Consider the following 21,183-nt stretch of genomic DNA (forward strand, 5'->3'; position numbering starts at 1 on the left):
TAAAGCATCGTCATGAAAATCCTTCTTTTATGTTGGCGCGATTCCACCCACCCGCAGGGTGGCGGTTCCGAGCGCTACCTTGAGCGCGTCGGCGAGTACCTCGCTGCCCAAGGCCACGAGGTGGTCTTCCGCACCGCGCGCCACATGAACGCCGCCAAGCGCGAGCGCCGCAACGGCGTGCTCTATTCGCGCGCTGGGGCCAAGTTCAGCGTGTACCCGCGCGCGTTGGTGGCGATGTTGTTCGGGCGCCGCGGTTTCGATGTCGTGGTGGATACCCACAACGGCATCCCGTTCTTTGCGCGCCTGGCCACCCGGGCGCCCGTGGTGATCCTGACGCACCACTGCCACCGCGAGCAGTGGCCGGTGGCCGGGCCCGTGCTGGCGCGGCTGGGCTGGTTCCTGGAATCTCGCGTGGTCCCCGCGCTGTATCGCGAGAACACGTGGGTGACGGTCTCGGAAGCCTCGAAGCGCGATTTAGAGAAGCTGGGGATTCACGGTGCGCGCATCATTGAGAACGGCCTTGATCCCCTGCCGCAGCACGTGCCCACCCTGGAGCGCGAGGCCGATATCCACCTGGTGACGCTGTCGCGCCTGGTGCCGCACAAGCAGATTGAGCACGCCATGGACACCGTGGCGCGGATTCCGGGGGCGATTCTCGACGTCATCGGTTCCGGCTGGTGGGAATCCCAGCTGCGCGAGTACGCCCGGGCCCACGGGGTGGAAGACCGCGTGCGCTTCCGCGGTCAGGTCACTGAGGACTATAAACATGCGCTCCTCGCGCGCGCCGACGTGCACCTTATGCCCTCCCGCAAAGAAGGCTGGGGTTTGGCAGTCATGGAGGCGGCCCAACATGGGGTTCCCACGGTAGGTTATGCCTTCGGCCTGCAAGACAGCGTTATCGCCGGTGAGACTGGTGTGCTGGTGCAGCGCGAGGAGGAGTTCGCGCAGGCGGTGCGCACGCTTGTCGACGACCCCTCCCTCCGCCACCGTTTAGGCAACGCGGCGCGCGAGTTGGCGGCTACTTTTTCGTGGGAGAAAACCGGCGCGCGCTTCGAAGAGTTGCTAGAAGCGGAAGTGCGCACCAAGCGGCGCTAAGAACCCACGGGGCGGGCGCCGGTTGGGCGTTCGTGGTGGCGACGACGCTTCCCGCTTCGACGACTGCACCCACGCCGAACTCTTCTAGCCGGTTGAGGTCGCGGTTGGTCCAGGCCTCGGCGGCCGCTAGGTAGCGGGGCGAAGTCTGATCCACAACCACACCGTCGACGGTGAGCTCGCCGGAGTCGAGCTTGTTGGCGGCTTTGGAATAAGGGTCGAGGGCAATGCCGCCTTCGAGCGGCACCATGGCGGGGCGGTCAGCGAAGAAAGTGAGGCGCCCGTCGAGCTCTTCGATGAGCTCGCGGTCGATGCCCGTCTCACGCGGCTTCAATACGGCGAGCTCCCGCGGGGCATCGGGGGCTTGGAGCAGGCAGGCACACAGGGCGAGCGCTGCCGGAAGCTGGCGCAGAGACGCGATGCCCGCCACGGCCAGCGGCAGGGCGAGCAAGGTGAGCTTGGAGGAATCGCGCAGCAGGCCCGCGCCGGGCATGTGCTCGATGGCGAACGCGGTAAGCCCGGGCACCAGCGCGCCGAGGATAGCCAGGCCCATCCCAACCACCGCCAGGGCCGCTAGCGGGCGCAGCTCGCGCCGGGACAGGCGGGCAGCGCCCAAGACGGCGAGGGCGGCAACAGCAAGCCCCGCCACGGCGAAGCCGTGCTCGCGGGACGCCGGCACGGCTGCAGCATTCCAGATGCCACCGAAACCGAGCAGTGAGCCGACCGTTCCCACATAGGCCTCCGCGCGCGGGGCGAAGGCCGCGGTTTGGGCGGCGGGATCACCGTTAGTCATGGGCGCGGCCGAAAGTCCGCCCACAAGGCTTGGAATCAGCCACGGCAACCACAACAAGACTGAGCCGCCAGCGAAGAGCCACCTTCTTCGCCCTTCGCGCTCACAGACAACCGCGATGAGGCCCCCGAAGAGCCCGCCGGTGGGCGTCAAGGACGCGGCCCACAGCGCCAGCCACGCCACGCGCGGGCGCGCTGTGAGGCATCCCCATGCGATCACGGGCGCCAGCCAGGCCGCGACCGCCAGCGACCACTGGCCCTGCAAGAGGCGCTCGATGACTAAAGGATTGGCCACCGCGCACGCCATCGCCGCAGCTGCTGCCCACGGGCTGAATTGTGGGCGCTGGCACGCCCATAGACCCGCTACCCACGCCGAGGCACTCGCCGAGCCGAGGATAAAAACCCGGGCCAGCCATGCCCCGCCGAGCAGGGCCAGCACCCCGTCCTGCGGGGCGTTGCGCGCGGGCAGATCACCGGCACCGAAAGCGGAGGCACTAAAAGCTGGGCGGTCAAGCAGCACCATGTCGCGCCACAGGAACTCGCCGGGCAGCACAAAGGGCCAGCACACGGCAAGCACGAGTACTAAACCCCACGCGCCGAGGGCGCCGCGCACCGCACGGGAGGTAGTCACGGGCGCCTACGCGCTCTGCGCCGAATGCCGGCGCATGAACATTGCGGCCGCCACCGCCAACAACACCACGCCGATGGCCTTGCCCAACCAGCCAACGAGGCTCAAGATCTTGACCGTGTCGATGACCCTGCGAACGGAGTCGAGGCGTTCGGCGCGGGTGGAATCGGACCAGGAGAGGGGGACGTCGAGAAGCGCGCGTTCTTGTGTGTCATCGGCGTCGACCATGGCCTGGGCCTGGCGCGCGTCGGTGGCCCAGAAGATGCGCGGGTGTTCCTCCTCGTTGACGATGGTGCCGGTCGTGGGCTCGACCCACACGGTGCGGCTCACCGCGTAGAAAGGCTCGAGGATGACGTGCGAATTCGGCTTGAGGTTGTAGCGCTCTAAGGATCCCGGCGAGTAGAAATCGCCCGCCGGGCCGGAGCGGCGAGCATCGAGGCCGAAGACCTCCGTGAGCAAGACCGGCGCGACATCCTGGTGGAAGACGTAGGTGGGGATGCCGTCGAGCTTCTCATCGCGCAGAAAATCGATGGGCTCCGTGTCCTGGGTGAGGGGATCGAAGAAAGGGTAGGAGCGCTGCTCCGCCCCGGAGGGGAAGAAGTAGCTTATACCATCGCGCTCAACCCGGTCCTCCATCTGCGCGTCGAAGGCAGAAAGCTCGATGTGCTGTGTCGTGTTCGGCCCCGCCAGCGGGTAGGTGGACTCGCGGTTGAGCAGGGATTCCTCGGTGATGTGCGCGAAGGTCTCGCCATCTACGGTGAGTTCCGTGGAGGATTGCGCGCGGGCCACCGAATCCTTCTCCGCAGGGGCGGTAGTGGTGTGGCGGGTGAACTCAACCCCATCCTGTTCCGAGCGGACCGTGATGTCGAGGCCCCTGGGCAGCGGGCGGGACTGGTTGTTGTACAGCGGCGGAAGGATGGACCCGAGTATGAGGAACACCGCGGCGGCAATCGTCACCTGCGCTAGGCGGGAGCGAAGGAACACGTCAGCTCCGATCGGTCGAGGGATTCACTGCAGAAATAGTATCGTAGTGGGCCATGCGCTTTCTCCCTGAGCTCGAAGGCGTGCGTGCGCTGGCAGCGCTGGCGGTCGTGATCACGCACGTGTCCTTCCAGACGGCCACCGGCTGGGCTTGGGCTGAGCGCTTGGATTATGGGGTGGCGGTCTTCTTCGTGCTCAGCGGATTCTTGCTGTGGCGTCGACGACATGCGCATACGGCGGGGCAGTATCTTCTTTCCCGCGTGGCGCGTTTGGCACCGCTGTATGTCGTGTGCGTGGTGGCGGTACTCGCCTTGCTTCCCGACGCCTCCCCCTTAACCCTCCCGCAAGTCATCACCAACCTGACCGGCACGCAGCTCTATATTGCTGACGGCCTGGTTCCCGGGTTAACGCAATTGTGGTCGCTGTGCGTGGAGTTCGCCTTCTACGCGGTGTTGCCGCTGTTGGCGTGGTTGTTGGATAAGTTCTCGGCGCGCCCGCGGGTTGCGCTGATTGCTGGAGCTGGCGTGCTGAGTTTGTTCTGGGGCTTCCTGCCATTCGTAGCCGGTTATGAATCCGGGGATGTCAATACTCAGATCTGGCCGCCGGCGTATTTCTCGTGGTTCGCGGTGGGAATGCTGGCCGCGGAGGCGGAGGCCGCGCAGGTACGCCTGCGCGCCGGGCGGATTGTGCGTCCGGTCTGCTGGGTGGTGGCCGTGGGCTGCGTGTGGCTGGCGAGCCGCGAGTGGTTCGGCCCGCAGGGGCTGGTGCATCCTGAGCCTGGCGAGTTTGCGCGCCGCATCGCGGTGGGTGCTGTGTGCGGGGCCTGCATCGTGGTACCGGTGGCGCTGGCGCCGCGGGAAAGCTGGCTGGCCTCCGAGTGGATGCGGGCGCTGGGCCGCTGGTCTTATGGGGTTTTCATGTGGCATGTGGCGGTGCTGGCCATTGCCTTCCCGCTGTTGGGTGTGTCTGCCTTCTCCGGCTCAGTGTGGGATTTCGTGGTGGTGCTGGCTTTTACGGTGGTGGTCAGCTGTGTGCTGTCTGCCGCGACCTACGCGCTAGTCGAGGTCCCCGGCCGCGACCTCATCCGCTCCCTCGCCTTTACTCGCGGTCGTATCGCCGTCCCGCGTTCGCTGCCGCGCCTCGCCGCCGATTCTGCGAGCGCTTCCGGTTCCGGATCCCCTGCCAACGTCGCTGGTTCTACTAGTTCTACTGGTTCTACCGGTTCGGTGGGGCCGTAGACTGCACGTCACACATGGCATTTTCCAGAAGGCATTAGTCAAACGGTTTACTTGACCCCAAACAAACCTTTTGCTCCTTCACAGATGGTTCTCTTGCCCCCAAAGACGCCTTTTGACTAGTGCCTTCTGAGGGAAACCATCTGGGGCGGGGCAGGGTACCTACGGCGTGCTGCGGGGTGGGAGGCAGGCGCACGTGATAGCCGCAATGCAGAGTAGCTGCACGAGCAGCGAATCGCCGGCGTAGCCCTCTGCGGGCCAGGGTGCGCGGGCGAGCATCGCGCCCGCGGCCAAGGTGAGCGCGCCCGCCAGGTAGTCGGGGCGCAGCGTGGTCCAGCGGGTAATAGCCCACGCCGCGGCAGCGGCGGCCACACCGGGCATACCCGCGACGAGCGCCATCGTTGCCGCGATGAGTAGTGCCAGAAGGACACGCGCCGAGAGAGACGAGTGGGCAACACGGGCGGGGAAGGCCGTTTGGGAAGCCGCGGAGGATGCCGGGAGGGCGGCATCGGCGACTGGGCCGGTTGCGGCTGAATCGTGTGCTGCGTAAGTCGCGGATGAGGCAGTGGCTTGGGAACGGGGACCGCGGGCCATGACGAGCAGGCACAGCGCGGTGGTCAGTGCGGCGAGCGCGCCGCCGAGGCCCAGGCCGACGCGGTAGGCGCGGTCGGCAGCAAAAGACATGTGGAAGGTGCCACCGGCGCCGGCGGGAATGTGGAAAGCTTGCGTGTCCGCATCGATGGAACGCGGTTCGAGGGCCAGCGGTTCCGAGCTAGTGGCCGGCGTCGAGGCCGGCGCTGAGTTTGGTGCCGAACCTGGTGTCGAGACCGCGGCTGTGCTGGGGGAGCGCAGCTCGCCGCGTAGGCCCTCGTTGAAAGCACGCCCGGTGATGAGAAGGCGGTCGTGGTCGGCAGGCTCGATGGGCTCGCCGGAGGCGAGCGGAGTATAGCCGGAGTTGGATGGGTCGGCTGCGACGGCTTCCTGGTTAGAAGAAGCGGCTGAGTCCGCAGAAGATGCGTGTGAGGAGGCAGGGAGGGGATCGGGCAGGGAAGACGCGGTATCGGTCAGGGCTGCCCAATCGCCGGTGGTGCGCAGGAGGTGCTGTCCCGCGGAGAGGTTGAGGGTGGTGTTGGGGGCGTGGGGGGAGCCGTCGATAAGCACTGTCTTCTCGCCGGAGACCCGCACCGTCATATCGCGCGGGACGGTGAAAGAGCGGATGAGGATGTGTTCGTTGTCCTGCTGGAAGAGGAACTGTTCGGCATCCGGCGAGGTATCGGGCACGGTGACGATGCGCCGCGGGGTGGGCTGGTCCACGATGGAGGCCTCGGCAATCCCGGTGCGGCGCTGTGGCTCGATGCGGATGGTGGAGGCCTGCGCGCCGGGCACGCGGATATCGCGGGCGCGGTAGGCCTCCATAGTGACGGTGACCTTGGAGTCGCCGTTGTGGATGGTCACCTCAGTCGTGCCCGTGGTCATCAGCCGCAGCGTAGGCGAGGTCCACGAAGACGCAGAATGCAGCTCTAACCAGCCGGAATCGCTGGGTGCTGGCCACCAGGCGGTGGAGTTTTCTTCGTCGACGGCCGCGGTGAGAGAGCGCGCCGGGTTTGCCCCGCCGAAGGCGGAGGCATCTGCGGCAGACGAGGATGCGATGACGCGACCATCGTGCTCCACCACCTGGGTCAGCGGGCCGGCAGAGGGATAATCGCGCAGTCGGTTGTGCACCGTCGATGGGTCGCTAGAGGCCAACGGCGCGGACACTGGGCCGGAAAGCGTGCCGTAGTTGCGGTCACGCAAGGTGGGAGTATCGGTGACGATATCGGCGTTGGCGGAGACGAGCTCGTGGGGGCCTTCCAGGAGCGCGAGCGATTCCCCACCGCCCGCCACGCGCGGCGGGTCCGCAGGCGCCAGGTTCATGGAGAGGTCGGGGTCGAAGACGACGACGTCGACCTCCCCGAAGGTGTGGACCTTGCCTGGAATATGGGCCGAAGAACCAGAAATCAGGTCGTGGCGCACCGCGACTGCCCCGATGCCCAGGCGCTGCAAAACCACGGGTGCTGTGGCAGGGTCGCGGGAAATCTGCGCCATCGCACCGTCCAGGCCACGGATGGCCTCGGGCGGGATGAGAGGAACGGCGTCGCGGACGGCCCAGGGGACGTCGAGAAGCGGCTGCGCCGGCTCATCGCGCGTCCACCCCCAGTCCTGCCGTGCAAAGGAGGCCGGTGGGTAGATGAGCACGCGGGTATCCAGCGAGTTCAAGAAATCGGCGGCTTCGTGCCAATAGGCCGGCACCTCCTCGTACGCCCCCTTCGGCAGCAGCCGGCCCGCCCAGGCGGGGGCGGTCGCGCCTACCACCACGAGGCACACCAGAAGGCCCGCTGCTTCACGACGCCCCGGGGACAACGTCCGCGGCAACCTCACCCGGGCGGCAATCGCGGCCACGCCGAGTACCAGCGGGATGCGCACCAGCGGGTCGAATTTATGCACATTGCGCAGCGCGGCCAGTGGGCCGTCGAGCGCGTCGAGGTACCACGCGGCATGCGTGCCGAGCACGGCCACACCCACCAACAGCATGAAGGCCCACTCGCGCGGCAGCCGGGCCAGGCCTATGAGGCCCAAGGCGGCAACGGCCACGGTGACAAGCACGAAGACCGGCTCGGTGGCCAGCTCGTTGCCGGCGACGCGCTCGGTATCCACAAACGGTGCCCAACTGGTGGTTCCGCGCAGGATTTCCGCCAGGTTGAGCCAGCGCGTGGTCACCCCGGCGGACTCGATGAATTCCGTAAAAGGCGGGGCATAGCGGCCCAGGATGAGCAGTGGGGTAATCCACCACGCAGACACCGCAGCGCATCCGGCCAACCACACCAGGCCGGTCTTGCCCGCGCGCCGCCACAGCAGAACCAAGCCCGCTGGCAGGCAGGCCGCCAGCGTGGCCGTGGCGTTGACCGCGCCCATGCAAGCCACCGCCACCACCGAGGGCGCGGCGTCCCGCCAGCCCAACCGGCCCTGTCGCAGGAAGGGAAGCAGCACCCAGGGGGCGAGCATGACCGGCCAGGTCTCCGAGGAAATCGCGCCCAGCGTAGTCAGCGTGCGCGGGGAGAGCGCATAGAGCAGACTGCCCATCAGCGCGGCAAAGCTAGGGGCAGCGGGAAGCACCGTGCGGGCTAAGCGGAAGAAGCCCAGAAAGCCCACCGCCAGGACCAGGAACCACCAGGCACGCTGCGCTATCCAATCCGGAAGTGGATCCGCCAGCAGGAAAAACAAGCCCTGGGGGAAGAGGTAGCCATAGGCCTGGTTTTGCAGCTGTCCCAGCGTGAAGGTGTCGGTATAAGCATGCAGTGCGCCGGCCAGGAAACGCGCCGGGTTGGCCGCCAGATCGTGCTTGGTATCAGCGGCGGTCAGCCCCCACGGCTGCACCAGAACCACGAGGGCTAAAAAGAAAAGCCCCCCGATGCGTGCGCGCACGCTACTCGCGGGAGCCGTACTCCGGCCCGCCCATCACGGCATCAGAGGCCTTGACGGAATTATCGTTCGGCACGGCATCTGCCTGCGAGAATTGGGCAATGCCCAGGATGGTCACGACCCCCAACGCCACGCCGACGACAGCGCTGCCCAGGGCCGGGCCCAGGGTACGCTTGTTGAGGGAATCGCTGTCGAATGCCATGGCGCCAGATTCTAGCAGCTAAAAGCTGCCTTTAGGAGTCGCTTTCTTCCGCGTCGTCCTCATCATCGTTCTCCGGTGGCACGATGAAGACCGGCAGGCCCGCATTGCGCACGATGTACTCCGCCGTGGAATTAGTCCACAAGGAGCGGAAGCCGGTGAGCGCGCGGGTGCCGGTGACGATGACGTCGATGTCGAGTTCTTGGGCGGCGTCGACAATCGCGCTCTGAATCGTCGTCACGGATTCCACCAGGTGGGCATGGCCCCGCAGCCCCAAGGTCTCCGCCTTGGCGATTCCCTGGCGGCAGATGGCGAGGGCCTCCTCGTAGGCCGGATCATCTTCCACGCTCTCCGGCGAGACCGTGGACTGGTGCAGCCCGGTGCGGCTGACGGCGCGGGCGGCCTGGCGTGCGGACGGCTCCCACGCGGTGAGGATTTCGACGTCGGTGGGGCGCAGAAGCCGCGCGGCGTACTCGAGGGCGCGGTCGGCGCGGTCGGAGCCGTCATAGGCAATGAGCATGGTCTCTCCATTATTCATGTGGCCATCCTAACAACCAGATGTTGCCCGCGCGGGTGCTTCAGGCACACTGGTGGGCATGAGAAAAGCAATGCCCGCCCTCCTGTTGAGTGCTAGCTGTGCGCTGAGCGCGTGTAGCGAGGAATCCGTGCTTTCCGACGCCCCGCCGAGCGAAACCAGCGCCGCGGCCTCGAGCGCCGCGTCGGGCGATGTGGCGCCGACTAGTGCCGCGTCGGGAGACGCGGCACCACCGGATGTCGCGCCGGAAGACGTCCGCGCCCGCGCCGCCGCCACACTCATGCCGCCGGCGCTGAACTACGAGGATGCCCGGGCGAAGCTCGAAGCCGGCGTGGGCGGGCTCTTTATCCCGAGCTGGGCAGATCCTGAGCTACTCAGCGATGGCCCGCGAGGAGTAAACGCTTTGCGCGAGGAGATGGGCCGTGACTTTGAAGTTTCCATCGATTTCGAGGGTGGGCGCGTGCAGCGTTTCTCCGAAATCTTGGGCGACTACCCCTCCCCGCAGGCCATGGCGGAGGGGCATAGCCCAGAAGAGGTCGAGGCCTTGGCCACAGAAATCGGGCACAGCCTGCGCGCACACGGCGTGACGGTGGACTTTGCACCAGTGCTCGACGTGGATGGGGGAGACCTCGAGGTCGTCGGTGATCGCGCCTTCTCCACCGATCCGGAGGCCGCCGGCGAGTATGGCGCGGCCTTTGCCCGCGGGCTGCAGGCCGCCGGTGTGAAGGCCGTGTTCAAGCACTTTCCTGGCCACGGGCGCGCCTCCGGGGACACGCACCTGGGTGAGGCCGTGACCCCGCCCCTGGAAGAACTATATGGCCATGAGTTCGTGCCCTTCCATACCGCCCTCCCACAAGCCCCGGAAGCAGCCCTCATGATGGGCCACCTCGTGGTGCCTGGGTTGGGGGACGAACCCGCCTCCCTCAACCCGCGGGCCTACCAGCTGGCCCGCGAGGAGCTGGGCTTCGAAGGCACGATTTACACCGATGACCTGGGTGGAATGGCCTCCATCTCGGAGAATTTCAGCGTGCCGGAGGCCGTCGCTGCGGCGCTGGCAGCGGGCGCCGATATGCCGCTGTGGTCCACCGACGAAGACATCAACGCGGTCATTGATGCGGCCGCGGAAGTCGTGGCCCAGCAGGAGGGCGACTAGTAAAAACTAGCTGGCAGACGTTAATCTCGTACACGTGAAAAAGGCAATCGGACACAGGCAGCAGCGGCGCAAAGGGCTTCACGTCACCCTTGGCGTGCTCGTCGGCCTGATACTCATCGCCGGCATCGCCTATGCGTGGGATGTGATGGCCAACCAGCACAAGGTTCCGCGCGCGACGTCGGTTGGCGGCGTGGACATCTCCCGCATGGAGCGCACTGCTGCGGTGGAGAAGCTGGAGCAGGAACTCGGGGACGTCGCGGCCCAGCCCGTGGATATCCGCGCCGGGGAGAAAAGCTCGCAGCTTATCCCTCAAGACTCCGGCCTAAGCCTGAATTATCAGAAGGCCGTCGATGGCATTCCCGACGCCTCCCTGAACCCCTTCTCGCGCTTGTACAGCTTTATCAAGCCCACCCAGGAAATCCCTGTCGCCGTGGACGTCGATGAAACGCAGCTCTCCGGAGAGCTTGAGCGCGTTGGCAACGATCTGAAGGTCGAACCGGAGGATGGAAACCTGGAGCTTATCGACGGCTCCCTCAAAGAGACCAAACCCAAGCTCGGCCAGGCGGTGGAAGAGGGAGAGTTGCACGAGGGCGTCGTTAAGCACTGGCTCGACCCCGAGGGCGTAGACGTCGAGCCGATGGTGGTGGAGCCACAGATTAATGATGCGGCGATTGAGGCCATGCGCACCGGGGATGCCGCCCGCGCGCTGGATAACCCACTCACCCTGAAAGGCGAGAACAACACCGCCGGTACGCTGCGCAAGCCGGAGATTTCCCAATTTGTCTCCATCGCTGCCGAAGACGGCGAGCTGCGCCTCAAGGTGGATAAGAACCGCGCGCGCGAGCTCTTCCAAGAGCGCATGCAAGGCTCCGAGGTGCCCGGCACCAACGCCAAGATTTCCTTCAGCGGAAATGACAAGCAGATCACGCCCTCGGTGGATGGCTCCATCATCGACTGGGAGAAGACCTTCGAGGGCTTCGAGGATCGCGTGAGCAGCGAGGATGACCGCGAGTGGGACGCCGATTATAAGCCGGACCCCGCGGACTTCACCACGGAGATGGCGGAGAAGGCCACCTTCGATGAGACCGTATCGGAGTTTTCCACCGGCGGTTTCTCTGGGGCCTCCGGCACCAATATCCGCCTGGTGGCCCAGCAGGTCAACGGTGCCGTGGTCAACCCGGGCGAGACCTTCTCCCTCAACGGCTACACGGGCCCGCGCGGTACCGCGCAAGGTTACGTGGAATCCGGCATCATCATCGACGGCCATGCCGGCAAGGCCGTGGGCGGCGGCATCTCTCAGTTCGCCACCACGCTCTACAACGCCGCGTACTTCGCCGGCATGGAGGATACCGCGCACACCCCGCACTCCTATTACATTTCGCGCTACCCGGCTGGCCGCGAGGCCACCGTTTATGAGGGTGCGATCGACCTGCAGTTTAAGAACACCTCCAACCACCCGGTGCGCATCGAGACCGACTTTGGCAACGACATCACCGTGCGCTTCAAGGGCGTGAAGACAGTCGAGGTCGAGTCCATCAACAACGGCCGCTGGGCCAAGACCGAGCCACATCGGAAGTCCGTGAGCGAGGATTGTTCGCCCTCCTCCGGCGCGCCGGGCTTTACCACCTCCGATACCCGCGTGATTAAGGACCTGTCCGGCAAGGAAATCTCCCGGGAGACTACCACCACGGTGTACGACCCGCAGCCCATCGTTACCTGCGGTTAAGCCATGACCCGGCCGATGCACACCGCGGTGAAGGACCCGGCGGACGTCGATCAGCTGGCCCAGCACCCAGTGAAATTTGGCCGCGTCGCCGGCCTGTTTGCCCCGCACCGCGGCACGCTGCTGCTGGTGGTCGCGCTCATCGTGGCGACTTCGGGGCTGACGGTGGTGCAGCCTTTCCTCGTGCGCCGCACCGTGGACGAGGCGATTCCTGAGCACGACACCACGCTGCTGTTGTGGCTCGTCGGCGGCATGCTGGCCATTACCGTGGTCTCCCAGGCCATTGGCGTTATCCAGTCCTTCCTGTCGGCGCGGGTGGGGCACACCATCATGCACGAGCTGCGCACGCAGGTCTTTGCCAACCTGCAGCGCCAATCGCTGCAGTTCTTTACCAATAACCGGGGCGGTGAGATTCAGTCGCGCCTGACCAATGACATCGCGGCGATGCGCGGCATGGTGACCACCACGGCGACCTCCGTGGCCAGCAACCTCACCATGACGGTGGCCACGTTGGTAGCGATGGTGGCGCTTTCGCCCACCCTCTCGCTGTTGTCCCTGGTGGTGCTGCCTCCCGCCGTGTGGCTCACCCGCCGCGCCGCCGTTCTGCGCCGCAGCCTCATGGAGAAAAACAGCCGCGCGCAGGCGACGTTGCATCAGACCATTTCGGAGAATCTGTCCGTTTCCGGCATGCGTCTGGCGGCCACGTTGGGCGCGCAGGAACGCGTCTATGACGGGTTTGAGAAGACCTCCCGCTCCCTGATCCGCCTAGAGTTGGAATCGCAGCTGGCCGGGCGCTGGCGTATGGCGCTCACCCAGATCATTTTCGGGGTCATGCCGGCGCTGATTTACCTGGTTGCCGGCCTGCGCCCGGGGATTACGATTGGCACGCTCATCGCGTTTAGTACCCTGCAGACCCAGATATTCCGCCCCATTACTGGCCTGCTCAACGTGGGCGCGCAGTGGGTGGCGTCCATGGCGCTGTTTAGTCGCATCTTTGAGTACCTGGACCTGGAACCCAAACTGAAGGAAGCCACTGAGCCCGCCCAGCTTGCCGACGCCTCCCTCACCCTTAGCCACGTCTCCTACCGCTACCCCGGCACCGACACCGACGCGCTTTCCGACGTCTCCCTTTCCATCCCGGCCCACACCACCACGGCCCTGGTGGGGCATACCGGCTCCGGCAAGTCCACGGTGGCCGCCCTTCTGGCTCGCTTGGCCGACCCGACGGAAGGCTCCGTGCTCTTAGGCGGAGTCAACCTGCGTGACATTCCTGCCGAGCAACGCTCGGCGGTCATCGGCGTGGTCTCCCAGGAGACCTACCTGATTCACGGCACGGTGCGGGAGAACCTCCTCTTCGCGCAGCCGGATGCGAGGGAGGAAGAGATGTGGGCGGCCTTGCATGCCGCCCGCGTGGATGAGGTCATCGCCGCGCTTCCCGAGGGACTCGATACTCTCGTAGGCTCGCGTGGTTACCGCTTCTCCGGCGGTGAACAGCAGCGCCTCTCGCTCGCGCGCACGCTGCTGCGCCGGCCACAAGTGCTCATTCTGGACGAGGCCACCTCGGCCCTCGATAACGAAACCGAACGCGCCATCCAGGAGGCGGTCCTTGGAGCGGATGCGACCCGCCTGGTCATTGCGCACCGCCTGTCCACCATCCGCGATGCGGAGCAGATCGTCGTCCTCGACGCCGGCCGCGTGGCCGAGCGCGGCACCCACAACGAGCTCCTCGCTCGTGGTGGTGCCTACGCGGCGCTGCTTCGCGCAGCATCCGAGGCTGACGCTTCGTAGAGAGCTGCTCCAGAGAATCTTAACGCTATTAACTTTCAGTCATGTGGCTTGTTGAAAGCTGAGGATCTGAATGGTTTTGGAATACCCCTGGGCCTTCTTGGTGATACTTCCTTTTGTCGGGCTGCTGAAGGTTCTGGATTATCTGCTGATATTGGCAGTATTAATGGTTGTTTTACTGTCGCTGGAAGGTACTCTCCAAAAGCCATTCTTCTGTGTGATGGTTGCTTGCTATGTGACGGGGGTAAAATCGAATAGGTTTACCCTCTTAAATGGGTAATGTGTTCAATTTCACGCGAAACTATATGACGCTTCAAAAACAGTTGTTGACCTGCGAAAGAGGTTTTCACGCTAGTGCGGATGAAGCGGAACCTTGAGTGATCTGGCTGAATCTCCGGGGGGGGGGGAGCTTTGGTCGGGGACTTTGCCTCAGGTGCTGGGTATAGGATCTGGTTATGTAATCCACAGGCCATCGTTAGTTAAGGCTAGGGCCTGCGCAGGCGTTTCCACCTGAAAACTGCTCTCGGCAGGCGAAAGAATCTTAGCAACGGGTCAGGTCATGGTGCGTGAACCGTGGGGAATGGATTGCACACAGCTAATGAGACGTGGTGTCTCATTTCAGAACTCGTGTAAAGGACCAGTTTCCGTGAACAAGATCTCTCGTACCGCTCGTTCAGTTGCCTTCGCTGCTATCGCCGGACTCGCTTTGGGCGTTTCCGCTCCGGGTGCACTGGCCCAGGAGAACCCTGGCGCTGAGCAGGGGGCCGTGAACAAGGCAAACATCGATTTCACTAAGAAGGGTTCGATCACCCTCTTCAAGAAGAAGGGTGCCGAGACCGATAATCCGGCCACTGGTAAGGAAATGGCGGGCGTTCCGGGTGAGGCTCTGTCTGGTGTGACCTACAAAATCACCAAGCTTGATTACGACCTGCAGAACGGTGATTGGGCGACGTTCCCGAAGACCGCTGCCGATGCCAAGGGTCACGAAACCACAACGACTTTTGAGTTGACCACTGGTGACGACGGCAAGGTGGCCTTCGAAAACTTGGACTTGGGTATCTACTTGGTAGAAGAGACGAAGGCCCCGGACGGCATCGTTACTGGCGCTCCGTTCATCGTGTCGGTGCCGATGGTCAATGAGGCTTCCGATGCCTGGAACTACGACGTCATCGCATACCCGAAGAACACCGAGACCAAGACCGAGAAGACCGTCAAGGATGCGGATAAGCACATCCAGGATGGTTACACCTACACTATTAACGCCGACGCTCCGACCTGGGGCGAGGGCAAGAGCCTGACTGCTTTCCGCTTCGAAGACCAGCTGGATCAGCGCCTGGACTTCCAGAAGGTGACCGAGGTCAAGGCTGGCGACACTGTTCTGGAAACCGGTGACTACGAGGTCAACACTCCGGCTGACAACAGCAACAAGCTCATCGTCAAGCTGACTGACCAGGGCCTGCAGAAGGTTAAGTCCGGCGACAAGCTCTCGCTGACCTTCGAGGTCAAGCGCAAGGAGGTTGGCGACACCACTGAGCTGAAGAACCAGGCTGACGTCATCTTCAACAACCCGAATACCGGTAACGAGGTCAAGAACAAGACCAACGAGGTCGTGACCTACCATGGCAAGCTGAAGGTGGTGAAGAAGGATGGCAAGGAAGCCGGCAAGGTCCTGCAGGGTGCGGAGTTCGAGCTCTACCGATGTGCCTCCGCGCAGGATAAGCTCGAGAACCCACTGACGGTAAACGGTGCGAACAAGTGGACCACCGGCGCTGACGGCACCATCACTATCGATGGCTTGCATGTCACGGACTTCGCGGACAACGCACAGGTCACCGACGTGAAGAAGTTCTGCCTGAAGGAGACCAAGGCTCCGGCCGGCTATGCGCTGCCGGAGAAAAACGTTACTGAGATTGACTTCACCCGCGACAAAATCGCGAAGACTGGTGAACTGAACGGTGACGACGAGATTACCCTCGTGTCCGAGATCGACAACATTAAGCAGGACACCCCGAACCTGCCGATGACCGGTGGTGCCGGTGTGGGCATCCTGGCCGCCATCGGCGCAGCCATTGTGGCAGCCGGTGCATGGTTCGCTCGTCGTACCGCGCGTAATTAATAGCCGGGCGTAGTTCCGGTGGCGCAGACTGTCCATGATGGTCTGCGCTGCGGGTCGGGTAATCAAAATATGGTGCTCGACCCAGTGAGGGGACTGGGCTAGGTATAGACTTCAGTCCCCTTCATTCTCTTTCGTTGTAATCCCGGTCGCGCTGCGCTAGCGCGTGGGGCATTGTTTTGGGTGGTGCGGGTCGTTGACTACGGTGGTAGGCCAAAATGCAGGCCGACGGCACAGGCGCCGTGGAGGCCTAGTCCTTCCGGCGGTAATCGTTGTCGTTGGGTTGTTGGTGATGCTGTACCCAGTGGTCTCGACCGCATGGAACAATTGGAACGCCTCAAGAGTGGCGCAGGAATATGCGCGACTGGATAAAGAGACACCGGCGCAGGTGCAGGATTCGGTGTGGGATGCTGCACATGCATACAACGAAGAACATACGTCGGGTCCGATCTTGGATCCGTGGCTGAACCGTATCGGTGTGGATAATCCCGATTATGAGGCTTACCTGGAACAGCTGGGTGAGACCGAAGCGATGGCTCGCCTTATCTTCCCAGCCGTAGACGTTGATCTGCCGGTGTTTCATGGCACCGCCGATAAGACACTGCAGCGTGGTCTGGGGCATTTGTATGGTTCTGACCTGCCGGTCGGCGGACCAGGAACCCATTCCGTCATTACGGGGCATACGGGTCTGGCAAATTCGACGATGTTTGATCACCTTGATTCGGCTTCCAAGGGAGATTTTTTCTACATTCAGGTTGCTGGCCACAAATTGAAGTACGTCGTAGACGACATTCAAGTTGTGCTGCCGAGCGAGGTAGATGGCCTACGGCCAGTCGCTGATCAGGATTACGTCACACTGATTACGTGCACCCCGTACGGGATCAACACGCATCGCTTGCTGGTGCGTGGCCATCAGGTTCCTATGGAGCCTGGGGAGGAGTCGGTGTTTGAAAACTCCCATGGTCCGGGCTGGCAATGGTGGATGTACGCGCTGTTGGCTGCGGTGATTGTCATTGGGTGTTGGCTGGTGTGGTGGCTGCGTCGCCAGAAGGCGGCTACCGGGGTGCAAGAAGTTATTAATAAGGAAAGTAGCGTGCGGGAGTAAGGCGATGAAGAGGTTGACAAATGCATGGTCGGCCCGAGTGGTTGCCGTCGGAGTAGCGTGTGCGGTTGCGTTCGCAGGGCCGGGCGTCGTTGCTGCAGAAGCGGTGCAGGTTGCCGGGCAGCAGTCCACTGGTGCGGAACGCACTTCGGCTACGGATACAGTGACAATCCGGCTGACACAAGGCAATCCCAACGACGATGGCCAGGCGCCCTCGGGAAAAATCCAAGGTGTCACAATTCATCTGGACCGGCTTGCCGGCTTGGACCCGACCAACGCTGACGACGCAGCCCGCGTACGGAACGCGAATCTCGACGAGGTTCGTGATTGGCGCACCGATGTGCACGTGGATCTGGTCACCAATGCCAATGGCGAGGTGACGTTTGATGGTCTAGCTCATGGCTTCTATGTGGTGACGTCTACAGCGCCGGATGATTCCTACCGAGAGATAAACCCGTTTGTGGTGGCGGTTCCATTCCACACGGTGGTAGATAACCCGAAACCAGTACCAGGAGTAATCGTGGCTAAGACCCACAAACCGGGTGAAACGCCGACGCCACCCACGTCGTCATCTGCTCCGAGCGCTCCGCCGTCACGCCCGGATACCCCGCAAACACCTCCGAACTATCCACCGACTAAACCAGGGAAGCCACCTCACCAACCCGAGACAACGCCGCCGGGTACTCCAAGTGCCGGTAAGACCTCAACCCCAGTAACGCCGTCGGGCAATGGTGGCTCATTGGCGATGACCGGTGCACAGGTAATCGGTGTAGTAGCCGCAGCGTTGGCATTGATTGCCACTGGTTTCGTGATGATTGCCTTTAGCCGTAGGAAGAATTCAGAAAGCGAGGGACGCTAATGTCCTGGACAGATTCTCATCCGGTCGAGCCGGTTGTGTACCGCTGGCGTGCTCTTGCGGCGTTCATTGCTGCACTGGCTCTCGTTGTTGGTGTTGCTGCACCGGCTGCTCTGCCCGGAATCGTTGGTGCCGTAGCCGAAGCACAAACCACAACCCTGCGCACCAAGCTCGATTCCGCAGACCAACTGAGCCTGACTGTTGGCGACTCCGCAACATTTGAAGGCCACTTTGTTGACGCCGGAACCGTGGAGGAGTTGGAATTCACTGTTGAGACTGCAGGACTGGAGTTCGACGGCTCGGCCTACACACTGACTATCGACGGCGAAGTGATCCCCGTCCGCGAAGGAGACAACCTCGTTGTAAAATCAACCAGTTCTTCAGTGACTTTCCGAATCGCTGGCCTTTCTACTGACGTGCCAGCAGGGGCAGCTTTCTCACTGAAGATCCCAGCGGTCGCAGAGGAATCCGAACTGAGCGGGATGTCCGTCGACGTGCGTGGAGTAGCCGAGGAGACTACCAGCACGTCATCACCTGAATCCAGCGAAGCCTTAGAAGCCCCTTCGGAGGTGACTGAGCCGCTTGATATTGCTGACGTTGACGCGGCCCCAGCCCGTCTGATGGCGGCGCCGAACATTACCCCGTACGCTGCAGGCGACCGCACCATCACGATGGTAAACGATGGATACGTGCTCAAGGGAAGCCGCTATATCCCGAACTTTAAGATTCCGGACGGTGAGCTTTTTGGCGGCCAGCTGTCCATTCCGCAAGGCACGGTGGTTACCCTCAAATCCAGCGTTAACAGTTATTTATCGACTAACCCTGATGACCTGACGATCTATTACACCGGTGCCAACGGAGGTTGGTATGAGGCGAAGGTGACCTACAAAAGGATTAGCGCCAAGGAATACCAAGTCACCCTGCCGCAGATTACTATTGGTGGCACCGCACAGATTCAGTTTAAGGGTGTTCACCGCGGGCCAGCCAATACAGTGTTTACAGCTTCCTTCACCGTTCCTGCGAAAGAGGAGTGCCAAGATCCGGTTACAAGCAGACAGCCAAAGCGCGATCTCACCCCAGCTGAATTTGCCGACGGTAGCCCTGTCTACGTTGTAACCAGTGAACCTAAGGATCTTCGCCGAGACACTTCCATTCTGAGCCGTCAAGTCAACCAAGGCCGAGACTTTCGCCAGGTGGGAGAGTCCACTCCCTGGGTGTACAATGCTCTAGCCTTTGATTCGAGTGATAACTGGCTCTATGCGGTGAGCCAGAGTCGCGGCCGAAATGGTGATCCTTGCTACCCGGCAGGAAATCTCCTTCAGATCAATCCGGCAACCGGTGAAGTATATAATCTTGGGCCTATTTTAAAGGCCGGAAGTACCGGTACCCCGTTTGAAACGAGCGGCGACCGGGATGTCCTCAACGCTGGCGTGTACACCAGCGAGGGATTCTTCGTGGGCAATACGTCTACCTCTGGTACTCGGCACCTTTATAAGGTTGACGTCGACAAAGTCACTGCTGAACGTGTGTTCGGAAACCAGCGGTCTTTTTCGGAGGACTGGGCGGTGCTCCCGCAAGCCCAGAAGTATATGTGGGGTTTCCAGAGTAAGGCTCAGGCAGGCGACAAGCTTATCCTTGAACGCATTGACACACAGACCGGCGACATCAGGACCTGGGATCTCACCGGCATCAAGACCTTCGATGGGCGCACGATCTCGAACCCCTCTGCTTCTTGGGGCAAGGCGTGGACCTACTCCAATGGAAACCTGGGCTTTGGCTCGGGTAGTGCGAATGCGAATCAGCTGGGCTTTGAGTTGAAAATCAGTAATCCGGATTCCGGTAGTCCGACGTTCGAGCTGGTCAACATAATGAACAACCTGCCTGCTTCATTTAACACGGACGCGGCCTCCGACCTAGTTCCGCCACCGCCAGGGCTGCAATCAAACATTGCGGTGAAGAAGCAACGCTCGGAGACCAAGGTGGTAAACGGCGAGGTGCGTACTTTCTGGACCATCTCCGTGGAAAACACCACGGATAACACCAGTTCGGGCGGCACATTCTGGGAATACCTACCAACGGATACTCACTATGGAGTGAACGCTTCCGGTCCCACTGCGAAATTCGAGGGATTTGGAGAAGGATCTACCGAGGTCAACGGTCAAAAGCCCGGGCCTGATCAGATTGCGCCGGGAACTGGTATTTATGCAGGCATGATTGTCCCATCCGGAGCGGACGGTGAGTCCCGATACATGATGGGCTATGTTGGTACTCTTCCAGGGCACGCGAAGGTAGAGTATGTCGTCTCTGCTCCGGTGCGAAAAGATGAGAACGGCAACCTCAAGACGGTGTGTAGTCCGAACAAGGTTGCTTTCCAGGCCACGGACGGGGAGTCGAGCCCGGCTGAAGATGACAACGTCGCTACTGAAGCCTGTTTCAATAAGGTTGCCGTCGACAGCACACCGCAACCTGTTCCTGGTGCAGCGAATGAATATACCGCGAAGTACAACGTCGTAGTTGAGGCACCGGACGCACCTGGCTTCGACACCAACGACGTGATCTACGGCAAGCTCACGGACACCCCGAGGTTTGTTGGTGCTGCCACGGTTACTGGGGCCACTGTGATCTTCAAGGACGAGTTCAACAAGACCAGCCAGCCGCGTGCGTACCAAGGTGCCGGCCCCTTTGAGCTCAACAAGAATGACACTCCGAAGATCATTAAACCCAAGGGTGTTGACGGAAGCACTGGGCAGCACGTCTACGAGGTAACGGTGCGCTTCAAGCTGGATCGTTCAAAACTGGACAGCACCTCTGTACCCGCCGGCTACCCGAGCCAACCTTCAGGAAACACCCGCTGCTACACCAAGGGTGGCCTGTACGAGCCTAAATTTGGCCTCATGAATGAGGCAGAAATGGGCGGCTGGAAGGATACTGACTGTATCCCGCTGGAGACCAAGGAAACGATGGACGTCCTGCTCGAAAAGGCGAGCTATAACCCGGACAACCCGGACGAGATCCAAACCGACGGTTTGCTCGGTGGCGCGCAGTTCACCGTCCATCGCGGTGATGCTGACGGAAAGCTGAAGCTAAACGCGGATGGCAGCGTCAACACTGATGCTAACCCTGTGGTGAAGCAGTCCACGACCACCACCACGGGCCGTGTGAAGCTCGAAGGTTTGGACGCCCCTGGCGTTTATTACCTCATCGAGACCAAGGCGCCGAACGGCTATAACCTGCTGCCCGCGCCGATCAAGTTCTCCACGGACTGGGATAAGGATGGCAATGCAGTCATCAAGGTGCTCTCTGGAGGGACCGCGATCACCAGTAATAGGTGCGCTGAGTCTGACACCGCTGACAATTGCGTGAAGAAGATCGGCGTCCTTCAGGTCGCTGACATCACCAAGGGTGCGCTGCCCAAGACCGGTGGTGAAGGCGTAGGCCTGTGGGCTCTCGCTGGTGCCGCTATTGTCGCGGCAGGGTGCCTTGCCTTGCGACGTCGCCCGGCATAGAACCAGCGCTTGCAGCTACTTTTAGAA

General features: G+C 62.5%; 14 protein-coding genes. 9 read left to right on the forward strand and 5 right to left on the reverse strand.

The genetic code is table 11. The features are described 5' to 3' along the window. Window positions 1-12: 12 nt before the first annotated feature. Window positions 13-1,095 (forward strand): glycosyltransferase family 4 protein, encoded by a 1,083-nt coding sequence (locus tag HMPREF2781_RS04215; RefSeq protein WP_070644506.1) that lies wholly within the window; start codon window positions 13-15, stop codon window positions 1,093-1,095. On the opposite strand, the gene HMPREF2781_RS04220 is transcribed toward HMPREF2781_RS04215, so the two are convergent. Together HMPREF2781_RS04220 and HMPREF2781_RS04225 are read right to left on the reverse strand one after the other, a co-directional pair. Continuing rightward, a complete protein-coding gene (locus HMPREF2781_RS04220; RefSeq protein WP_070644507.1) occupies window positions 1,019-2,512 on the reverse strand; it encodes an MmpA family trehalose lipid delivery protein in 1,494 nt (497 codons plus the stop codon). The two genes, HMPREF2781_RS04215 and HMPREF2781_RS04220, sit on opposite strands and share 77 nt — an antisense overlap. Window positions 2,513-2,518: 6 nt before the next feature. Continuing rightward, window positions 2,519-3,493, reverse strand: coding sequence for a PorA family protein (locus tag HMPREF2781_RS04225; protein WP_070644508.1), 975 nt, complete (start codon window positions 3,491-3,493; stop codon window positions 2,519-2,521). Between the two features lie 53 nt (window positions 3,494-3,546). Here HMPREF2781_RS04225 and HMPREF2781_RS04230 point away from each other — a divergent pair, with 53 nt between their 5' ends. Next, a complete protein-coding gene (locus HMPREF2781_RS04230; protein WP_070644509.1) occupies window positions 3,547-4,728 on the forward strand; it encodes an acyltransferase family protein in 1,182 nt (393 codons plus the stop codon). Between the two features lie 159 nt (window positions 4,729-4,887). On the opposite strand, the gene HMPREF2781_RS04235 is transcribed toward HMPREF2781_RS04230, so the two are convergent. Genes HMPREF2781_RS04235 through HMPREF2781_RS04245 form a run of 3 tightly spaced genes read right to left on the reverse strand, consistent with a single transcriptional unit; the run spans window position 4,888 to window position 8,921 of the window. Next, window positions 4,888-8,187, reverse strand: a complete 3,300-nt coding sequence (locus HMPREF2781_RS04235; protein WP_070644510.1) for an alpha-(1->3)-arabinofuranosyltransferase domain-containing protein — start codon at window positions 8,185-8,187, stop codon at window positions 4,888-4,890. Window position 8,188: 1 nt separating this feature from the next. Continuing rightward, a complete protein-coding gene (locus tag HMPREF2781_RS04240; RefSeq protein ID WP_010188604.1) occupies window positions 8,189-8,386 on the reverse strand; it encodes a DUF2613 domain-containing protein in 198 nt (65 codons plus the stop codon). Window positions 8,387-8,417: 31 nt separating this feature from the next. After that, entirely contained in the window at window positions 8,418-8,921 is a 504-nt protein-coding gene (locus tag HMPREF2781_RS04245; protein WP_070517712.1) for a universal stress protein, read from the reverse strand. Window positions 8,922-8,979: 58 nt separating this feature from the next. Between HMPREF2781_RS04245 and HMPREF2781_RS04250 the strand changes: the two genes are divergently transcribed. The 7 genes from HMPREF2781_RS04250 to HMPREF2781_RS04280 all read left to right on the forward strand — a co-directional run bounded on the left by HMPREF2781_RS04250 (window position 8,980) and on the right by HMPREF2781_RS04280 (window position 21,156). Continuing rightward, window positions 8,980-10,071, forward strand: coding sequence for a glycoside hydrolase family 3 N-terminal domain-containing protein (locus tag HMPREF2781_RS04250; protein WP_070644511.1), 1,092 nt, complete (start codon window positions 8,980-8,982; stop codon window positions 10,069-10,071). A gap of 34 nt (window positions 10,072-10,105) precedes the next feature. Continuing rightward, complete coding sequence (locus HMPREF2781_RS04255; protein ID WP_070644512.1) at window positions 10,106-11,797, forward strand: VanW family protein; 1,692 nt, start codon at window positions 10,106-10,108, stop codon at window positions 11,795-11,797. A gap of 3 nt (window positions 11,798-11,800) precedes the next feature. After that, window positions 11,801-13,582 carry an ABC transporter ATP-binding protein gene (locus tag HMPREF2781_RS04260; protein ID WP_070644513.1) on the forward strand — a complete coding sequence of 594 codons (1,782 nt, stop codon included), beginning with the start codon at window positions 11,801-11,803 and terminating at the stop codon, window positions 13,580-13,582. 643 nt (window positions 13,583-14,225) lie between these two features. Beyond that, window positions 14,226-15,695 (forward strand): SpaH/EbpB family LPXTG-anchored major pilin, encoded by a 1,470-nt coding sequence (locus HMPREF2781_RS04270; RefSeq protein ID WP_070644515.1) that lies wholly within the window; start codon window positions 14,226-14,228, stop codon window positions 15,693-15,695. Window positions 15,696-15,888: 193 nt separating this feature from the next. Next, the gene (locus HMPREF2781_RS04275; protein WP_246821768.1) at window positions 15,889-16,797 is read left to right on the forward strand and encodes a class C sortase; all 909 of its coding nucleotides are present in this window, start codon (window positions 15,889-15,891) and stop codon (window positions 16,795-16,797) included. A 4-nt stretch (window positions 16,798-16,801) separates the two neighbouring features. Further along, window positions 16,802-17,653 (forward strand): SpaA isopeptide-forming pilin-related protein, encoded by an 852-nt coding sequence (locus tag HMPREF2781_RS12145; protein WP_083308524.1) that lies wholly within the window; start codon window positions 16,802-16,804, stop codon window positions 17,651-17,653. After that, window positions 17,653-21,156, forward strand: a complete 3,504-nt coding sequence (locus tag HMPREF2781_RS04280; RefSeq protein WP_070644517.1) for a prealbumin-like fold domain-containing protein — start codon at window positions 17,653-17,655, stop codon at window positions 21,154-21,156. The genes HMPREF2781_RS12145 and HMPREF2781_RS04280 overlap by 1 nt, the downstream gene beginning before the upstream one ends. The last annotated feature ends 27 nt before the right edge of the window (window positions 21,157-21,183 follow it).

Source organism: Corynebacterium sp. HMSC062A03 (genome assembly GCF_001811145.1).
GTDB classification, from domain to species: domain Bacteria; phylum Actinomycetota; class Actinomycetes; order Mycobacteriales; family Mycobacteriaceae; genus Corynebacterium; species Corynebacterium aurimucosum.